The organism is Pantoea sp. Pa-EAmG (genome assembly GCF_030024295.1).
GTDB classification, from domain to species: Bacteria; Pseudomonadota; Gammaproteobacteria; order Enterobacterales; family Enterobacteriaceae; genus Pantoea; species Pantoea dispersa.
Genome location: NZ_JASEWO010000187.1, coordinates 1 through 8288, shown reverse-complemented (window position 1 = coordinate 8288; position 8288 = coordinate 1). Strand labels below are relative to the sequence as shown.

The window sequence follows — 8288 nt, the reverse complement described above, 5'->3', positions numbered from 1 at the left end:
GCACGACCTTGCCAAGGTCGGGGTCGCGAGTTCGAGTCTCGTTTCCCGCTCCAGTCTCTGTAGCAGTACGCCATCCAAATCACGGATTTAGTCTTTTTGCGGTTGTTGTGACTTAAGAATGCCGGTACATAATCGAGTATTTGAGTATGCAACAAGGCGGCAACTGAGCGAATCCCTGGGAGCTTACACGAGTAAGTGACCTGGGTGAGCGAAGGCAGCCAACGCCGTGGCAGACTAAAATACGAAGATTATGCGGGAATAGCTCAGTTGGTAGAGCACGACCTTGCCAAGGTCGGGGTCGCGAGTTCGAGTCTCGTTTCCCGCTCCAGATTTTCATATTCACTAAAGTTATTTGCCCCCGGGCACAATCAGACATACAACTGCTGCAGTCGTTTTACCTGTGCGGTTCCGTTTGTTATCTGGAAATTTTGCACGCTGCGTGAGTGCCTGAGATGTCTGCGTCTGTTGCAGTAATCTTACAGGTTATCCACAATGCGCCCGCAACGTGCTGACGGCGTTTTACCCTATCTGCAAAACCGTTTTGAACAGAGTTATCCACAAGCTCTGGACAAGCCCCTGCGCGCAAAACCCGACGTAAATGTTTACAGTAATTATCTAACCCTATGTTTTTTATTGGGTAAATGATATTTCAGACTGTGAATGCCCCTTTTAGACGAAATAACGATCCACGTCACTATTCGGGGAAATAATTTTATTCACAGCATGTGGAAAAGCATAATATCCTGCGCGATTGCTCAATCATGCATCACGCGGTAACCCTTTCTCGACGGCGCGCACCAGCCGCTGCTGCTGTGCCGATTGCACCTCTACCGCCTGCGCCGCGCGCTTTTGCCGCTGCTGCGCTATCGCCCAGTCAATGTGCTCATCCAGCAGCGGATGTTCACCGCGCCGCTGTTCTAATGCCGTAAGATTCCCGGGTGCCCAGGGCGCATTACCCAGCGCCACCGCTACGTTACGCAGCCAGCGCAGATGGCCGATGCGGCGAATGGCAGAGCCTTCCGTGACGCGCAAAAAACGGGCTTCATCCCAGCCGAACAGTTCGACCAGCTGCGGCGCGTGCAGCACAGCGCGCGGCGAAAAATCCTCTTCATCGGTCAGCTGACCATAGCGGTTCCACGGACAGATCAGCTGGCAGTCGTCACAGCCGTAAATGCGGTTGCCGATCAGCGGACGCAGCGCTTCGGGAATGGCGCCTTCCAGTTCAATGGTGAGATAGGAGATGCAGCGGCGCGCATCGACGACATAAGGTTCGACGATGGCGCCGGTCGGGCAGATGGTCATGCAGGCGACGCAGCGGCCGCACTGCTCTTGCTGCGGCTCATCCACCGGCAGCGGTAGATCAATCAGCAGTTCGCCGAGGAAAAACCACGAGCCGGCTTCGCGATTAAGCACCAGCGAATGTTTGCCGGTCCAGCCGAGTCCGGCTTTGACGGCAATCGGCCGCTCCAGAATTGGCGCGGAGTCGACAAACGGACGAAAATTGAGTGCGCCGCAGTGGGCCTGGATTTTTTCTCCGAGCTTTTTCAGTCGATTGCGCAATACTTTGTGGTAATCGCGGCCCAGCGCGTAGCGGCTGACATAACCCAGCTGCGGGTTTTTTAACGTGCTGGCAAACGCGGCTTTGGCCGGAAGATAGTTCATGCGCACGCTGATCACGCGCAGCGTGCCGGGCAGCAGTTCATGCGGACGGGCGCGCATCATGCCGTGACGCGCCATCCAGTCCATCTCGCCGTGATACTGTTTCTCCAGCCACTGCTGCAGTTTCGGCTCTTCGGCGCTCAGGTCGGTATCGCAAATACCCACCTGCTGAAAGCCGAGTTCGCGCCCCCACTGTTTAATCTGTTGAGCGAGCTGTTGAAGATCGAGAGGGTATGACATGAGAGACCAGGCAATTGAAGCAAACGCACGCAGTTTACCACACTCTGTCTGGCCTGCGCAGGCCATGCCGCAACTGGAGTGCGACGCCGCCGATAGCCTGGGCCTGACGCTGTATGAACTGATGCAGCGTGCCGGGCAGGCCAGTTATGAACGGATTCGCCAGCAGTGGCCGCAGGCGCAGCACTGGCTGATTTTATGCGGCCACGGTAATAACGGCGGCGATGGCTACGTGGTGGCGCGGCTGGCGCAGGCCGCCGGGCTGAGCGTGACGCTGCTGGCCTGTGACAGCGAGCGTCCGCTGCCGGAAGAAGCACAGCAGGCGCGCGACGGCTGGCTGGCGGCGGGCGGCGTGATTCATGCCGCCGACGCTGCCTGGCCGGAACACATCGACGTGATTGTTGATGCGCTGCTGGGCACCGGGCTGAATCGCGCGCCTGCCGCGCCTTACCAGTCGCTGATCGAACAGATCAATGCGCACACCGCGCCGGTGTTTGCCGTCGATATCCCTTCCGGGCTGGTGGCCGCGACCGGCACCACGCCAGGGGCGGCGGTCGTGGCGGACTGCACGTTAAGTATGATTGCGCTGAAGCCCGGTCAGCTCACCGGCAAAGCGCGTGACCACGTCGGCGTGCTGCATTGCGCGACGCTTGGCCTGGACGCGTTTCTGGCTGGCGAGCCGGCGCCGATTCATCGCTACGCTGCAGCAGATTTACCGCGCTGGCTGAAGCCGCGCAAAGCCACCTCGCATAAGGGCGATCACGGCCGTTTGCTGGTGGTCGGCGGCGACAGCGGCACGGCCGGCGCGATCCGCATGACCGGCGAAGCGGCGCTGCGTAGCGGTGCCGGGCTTGTGCGGGTGTTAACGCATGAAGATAATATTGGTCCGATTCTCAGCGCACGGCCGGAGCTGATGGTGGATGCCCTGAGCGACGCGCGGCTGGACGACGCGCTGGCGTGGGCGGATGTCATCGCCATCGGCCCCGGTCTTGGCCAGCGTGAATGGGCTCAGAAGGCACTGAAAAAGGTGGCACTGAGTGAAAAGCCGATGCTTTGGGATGCTGATGCGCTTAACCTGCTGGCAATCAATGCAGATAACCGTCAGAATCGCATCATTACGCCGCATCCCGGCGAGGCAGCACGCCTGCTCGGGGTGAAAACCGCAGAGATTGAGAGTGACCGCTTACACGCCGCGCAGACCCTGGCAAACCGCTACGGCGGTGTGGTGGTGCTGAAAGGTGCCGGTACGGTAATTGCCAGCGCGGCGGGCGACATGGCGATTGCGGATGTCGGCAATGCAGGCATGGCGTCCGGCGGTATGGGCGATGTGCTGAGCGGTATTATCGCCGCCCTGCTGGGCCAGCAGGCCACCCTGTTTGACGCCGCCTGTGCGGGCTGTGTCGCGCACGGTGCCGCGGCGGATGCGGTAGCGCGACAGCGCGGGACGCGCGGCATGTTAGCCACTGATTTGTTCGCACTGCTGTGGCAGTTTGTTAATCCAGAGATGATCCAACAATAAAGCATGAAGACCTGTGTTATTCCTTTGCCCGATGAGGCGGCAACCCTGAATCTGGGTGCGCAACTGGCCCGCGTTTGCAGCAGCGCGGTGGTGATCTATCTGTATGGCGATCTGGGTGCCGGTAAAACCACCTTCAGCCGCGGTTTTTTGCAGGCGCTTGGCCATCAGGGCAACGTCAAAAGTCCAACCTATACGCTGGTTGAGCCCTATCAGCTGGGCGACCGTAGCCTGTACCATTTCGATCTCTATCGCCTCGCCGACCCGGAAGAGCTGGAGTTTATGGGCATCCGTGACTACTTCAGCGGCGACGCGCTGTGCCTGGTTGAGTGGCCGCAGCAGGGCGCAGGTGTGCTGCCAGAGCCGGATCTGGCACTGACGCTAAGCTACGTCGCCAGCGCGCGCGCAGCGGAAATCAGCGCGCATTCGCCGCTCGGCGACACGCTGCTGCAGCAGTTTCAGCAGGGCAGGGAACCGGCATGATGTCACGCGTTACCGGGATGATGCTCGCCCTGCTGTGTCTGTTCTCCTCGTCGGCGCTGGCCGCGACACTATCGGATATCAAAGTCGATAACGGCGACAGCCAGGCGACGGTGACCCTGAGCTTCAACGGCCAGCCGGTGTATGGCTTCTTTCCGCTACACAACCCGAATCGGGTGGTGCTGGATATTCGCCAGAGCGGCAATATTCAGGGGCTACCGCTCAACTTTAGCGGCGAAAATATCGTTAAACGGATTCGTAATAGCCAGCCGAAGGATAAGCAGAGCATCCGGCTGGTGTTTGAGCTGACCCAGGCGGCGAAAACGCGCGCCAGTACGCAGCGCGACGGCAATCAGTACCGCGTGGTCTTCACCATCAGCGGCACCCAGCCTGCCAGACGCAGCACCGCGGCGGCACCGGTGACGCGTGCGCGCCAGAGCGACAGCGCTACGACCAGCCAGGGCAATCCGTTCAACGCCAATCCGGTGACGGCGGTGACCAGCAGCAACACCACGGTGCGTCCGGGCGGTGCTGTCAGCCGTAATGATGCAGTGATCGTGGCGATTGATGCCGGACACGGCGGTCAGGATCCTGGCGCGTCGGGCCAGCACGGCTTACATGAAAAGAATGTCACCATCGCCATCGCGCGGAAGCTCAAAGCGCTGATGGATCAGGACCCGATGTTTAAACCGGTGCTGACGCGTAACGGCGACTACTTTATTTCGGTGATGGGCCGTTCCGAGGTGGCGCGTAAAGAGAACGCTAACCTGCTGGTATCGATTCACGCCGACGCCGCACCGAATCACTCTGCTACCGGGGCTTCGGTTTGGGTGCTGTCCAACCGTCGCGCCAACAGCGAAATGGCTAACTGGCTGGAGCAGAAAGAGAAACAGTCTGAGCTGCTGGGCGGCGCGGGCGATCTGCTGGCGAACAGCCAGGCCGATCCCTACCTGAGCCAGGCGGTGCTGGATCTGCAGTTTGGCCACTCACAGCGCGTCGGCTATGACGTGGCGGTAAAAGTGCTGCAGCAACTGCGCGGCGTGACGCCGTTGCACAAGCGTCTGCCGGAACATGCCAGCCTCGGCGTGCTGCGTTCGCCGGACATTCCTTCTTTACTGGTTGAAACCGGCTTTATCAGTAACGCCGGGGAGGAGCGGCTGCTAGGCAGCAGCGCGTATCAGGAAAAGATTGCCCAGTCGATTTACAAAGGACTGCGTAACTATTTCCTCGCGCATCCGCTGCAATCGGTCCCAAAGGAGGAAAACCGGCCGCTGGATCGCGCACCAGCGGTTAGCGTCGCCAGCAACCCGGCGACCGGCACCGTGCAGTATACCGGTGCTACCCTGCGCCATACCGTGACGCGCGGCGAGACGCTGTCCGGCATCGCCGCGCGATACGGGGTCAGCATGGCGACGCTGCGCGAGCTGAATAACCTGAAGCGCGATGCGGTGTGGGTCGGCCAGCGGCTGAAAGTGCCGGCCGGTTCCGGCGTCAGCAGCGCGGCCAGCCGTCCGGCGCGGCACAAAGTGGTGCGCGGTGATTCGCTGACGGCGATTGCCGCGAAGTACGGCGTCAGCCCGAAAGCCATCATGCAGGCGAATAACATGAAGTCGAGCAACGTGATGCTGGGGCAAAATTTAAAGATTCCACAATCCTGATGAGGGGCTGCGCGCAGCCCATACCTGATAAGGATCACCACCATGCCAATACAGATTTTACCGCCTCAGCTGGCGAACCAGATTGCCGCTGGCGAAGTGGTTGAGCGCCCGGCCTCGGTCGTAAAAGAGCTGGTGGAAAACAGCCTTGATGCCGGAGCGACGCGCATTGAGGTCGATATTGAGAAAGGCGGTGCAAAGCTGATCCGCATCCGCGACAACGGCTGCGGCATCGCCCGAGATGAACTGGCGATGGCGCTGGCCCGCCACGCCACCAGCAAGATCGCCTCGCTGGATGATCTGGAGGCGATTGTCAGCCTCGGCTTTCGCGGCGAAGCGCTGGCGAGTATCAGCTCGGTGTCGCGCCTGACGCTGACGTCGCGTACCGCCGATCAGCAGGAAGCCTGGCAGGCCTATGCCGAAGGGCGCGATATGGCGGTGACGGTCAAACCCGCCGCCCACCCGGTGGGAACCTCGCTGGAAGTGCTCGATCTGTTCTACAACACGCCTGCCCGCCGAAAATTCATGCGCACCGAAAAGACCGAGTTCACCCATATTGATGAGGTGATTCGCCGCATTGCGCTGGCGCGTTTCGATGTTGCGATTTCGCTGACGCACAACGGCAAGCTGGTGCGTCAGTATCGCGGCGTGACGCAGGAGGCGCAGCGCGAGCGGCGTCTGGGCGCCATCTGCGGAACGCCTTTCATGCAGCACGCGCTGCGCATTGACTGGCAGCACGACGATCTGGCGCTGCGCGGCTGGGTGGCCGATCCGGCGGGGTCGCGTCAGGTTACCGACCTGCAGTACTGCTACGTTAACGGTCGCATGATGCGCGACAAGCTGATCAATCACGCCATCCGCCAGGCTTATCAAACCCAGCTCGGCGACGATCAGCAGCCGGCCTATGTGCTGTATCTGGAGATCGATCCGCATCAGGTGGATGTTAACGTGCATCCCGCCAAGCACGAGGTGCGTTTTCATCAGTCGCGGCTGGTACATGACTTTATCTGGCAGGGTGTGATGAGCGTGCTGCAGGCCAGTCGCAGCGCCGAATTGCCGCTGGCCCATGCCGAAGAGCCGCCGCCACAGTGGCAGCCGGAAAACCGCCAGGCCGCCGGGACAAATCACTTTGCTCAGCCGGCAACCGGCGCGCGCAGCAGCAGTAGCGGCACCGCATCCGGCGGCACGGGCGCTCAGTGGCAGTCGAAAGAGCCGGGCTATCGCGCGCGTGAAGGGGCGGTTTATCAGCAGCTGATAAAAACGCCGGCGGCGGAAGCGCCACGCGCACCGGCCGCTGAACCCGCGCCACGCCCGGCACCCGCGCGTGAAGCGCCGCTGGCCGCCCACACGCAAAGTTTTGGCCGGGTGCTCAGCGTGGTGCGCGAGCGCTATGCGCTGCTGGAGCGCGGGGAGACCTTGCAGCTGCTGTCATTAAGCGTAGCGGCGCGCTGGCTCAAACAGGCCCAGCTGCAACCCGGCGATGAGGGGCTCAAACCGCAGCCGCTGTTGATCCCGGTACGGCTGAAAATCGCTCACGAAGAGTTAAGCGTGATTGATGCCCAGGCGGCGCTGTTAAGCCAGATGGGCATTGATTTACAACGGGAAGGACAGCATGTGACGCTGCGCGCTGTCCCTTTACCGTTACGAACACAAAATTTACAAATCTTGATTCCAGACCTGTTAGGCTATCTCGCCCGGCAGCAAGAGGTTTCTGCTTCCGCACTGGCCCAGTGGCTGGCGCGACGCGACGATGCGGCAGAACCTCACTGGAATCACTCGCAGGCGATCACGCTGCTGGCAGAGCTCGAACGGCTCTGCCCGCATCTGCTGAAATCGCCGCCTTCAGGTCTGTTACAGACCCTTGAGATTGAGAGCGCGCTAAACGCGTTGAAGCATGAGTGAACTGAACCAGGCTAGCCGGCCAAAGGCAATTTTTTTGATGGGGCCGACCGCCTCCGGTAAGACGGCATTAGCCATTGCGCTGCGTCAGCAACTTCCGGTGGAACTTATTAGCGTTGACTCTGCCTTAATCTATCGCGGGATGGATATTGGCACGGCGAAACCGTCGGCACAGGAGTTGGCGCAGGCACCCCATCGCTTGCTGGACATTCGCGACCCGGCGGAGAGCTATTCCGCTGCTGAGTTTCGTCGCGATGCGCTGGCAGAAATGGCGGAGATTACCCAAAAAGGTAAGATTCCGCTGCTTGTTGGTGGAACCATGCTCTACTTCAAGGCGTTGCTTGAAGGATTGTCGCCGTTGCCCTCGGCCGATCCGGACGTGCGTCAGCGGATAGAGCAAATGGCGGCGGAGAAAGGGTGGGATGCCCTGCACCGCCAGCTGTGTGAAATCGATCCGGTCGCCGGTAGTCGTATTCATCCGAATGATCCGCAGAGACTTTCGCGAGCACTGGAAGTTTTTTTTATTTCGGGTAAAACTTTAACGGAACTGACAAAAACGGCCGGTGAAGCGTTACCCTACGATGTGTACCAGTTTGCTATCGCCCCGGCGAGCCGTGAACTGTTACACCAGCGCATCGCGTTGCGTTACGACCAGATGTTAGCGTCAGGTTTTGAAGCGGAGGCTCGGGCACTGTTTGCACGAGGTGATTTGCATACGGACATGCCTTCCATTCGCTGTGTTGGTTACCGTCAGATGTGGTCTTATCTGTCTGGCGAAATCGATTATGACGAAATGGTTTATCGGGGAATTTGCGCCACCCGGCAGCTCGCTAAACGCCAGA

Annotated in this window: 6 protein-coding genes and 1 tRNA gene; 6 read left to right on the top strand and 1 reads right to left on the bottom strand. The window is 60.2% G+C overall.

Annotation, left to right across the window (positions count from 1 at the left end; genetic code table 11):
- Window positions 1-252 precede the first annotated feature (252 nt).
- Window positions 253-328, top strand: a tRNA-Gly gene (locus QMM04_RS18940).
- A 431-nt stretch (window positions 329-759) separates the two neighbouring features.
- On the opposite strand, the gene queG is transcribed toward QMM04_RS18940, so the two are convergent.
- A complete protein-coding gene (queG, locus tag QMM04_RS18935) occupies window positions 760-1899 on the bottom strand; it encodes a tRNA epoxyqueuosine(34) reductase QueG (protein ID WP_282996760.1) in 1140 nt (379 codons plus the stop codon).
- Here queG and nnr point away from each other — a divergent pair.
- The 5 genes from nnr to miaA all read left to right on the top strand — a co-directional run.
- Window positions 1898-3415, top strand: coding sequence for a bifunctional ADP-dependent NAD(P)H-hydrate dehydratase/NAD(P)H-hydrate epimerase (gene nnr, locus QMM04_RS18930; protein WP_282996759.1), 1518 nt, complete (start codon window positions 1898-1900; stop codon window positions 3413-3415). The two genes, queG and nnr, sit on opposite strands and share 2 nt — an antisense overlap.
- Before the next feature lie 3 nt (window positions 3416-3418).
- Entirely contained in the window at window positions 3419-3895 is a 477-nt protein-coding gene (gene tsaE, locus QMM04_RS18925) for a tRNA (adenosine(37)-N6)-threonylcarbamoyltransferase complex ATPase subunit type 1 TsaE (RefSeq protein WP_059012451.1), read from the top strand.
- Entirely contained in the window at window positions 3892-5550 is a 1659-nt protein-coding gene (gene amiB / locus QMM04_RS18920; RefSeq protein WP_125309938.1) for an N-acetylmuramoyl-L-alanine amidase AmiB, read from the top strand. Before tsaE ends, amiB begins: the two co-directional genes overlap by 4 nt.
- Window positions 5551-5592: 42 nt before the next feature.
- Window positions 5593-7449: a DNA mismatch repair endonuclease MutL gene (gene mutL / locus QMM04_RS18915; protein ID WP_125309936.1), complete on the top strand. Its 1857-nt coding sequence runs from the start codon at window positions 5593-5595 to the stop codon at window positions 7447-7449.
- A partial coding sequence (miaA, locus tag QMM04_RS18910) for a tRNA (adenosine(37)-N6)-dimethylallyltransferase MiaA (RefSeq protein WP_282996758.1) occupies window positions 7442-8288 on the top strand: 847 nt, incomplete at its 3' end. The genes mutL and miaA, both read left to right, overlap by 8 nt.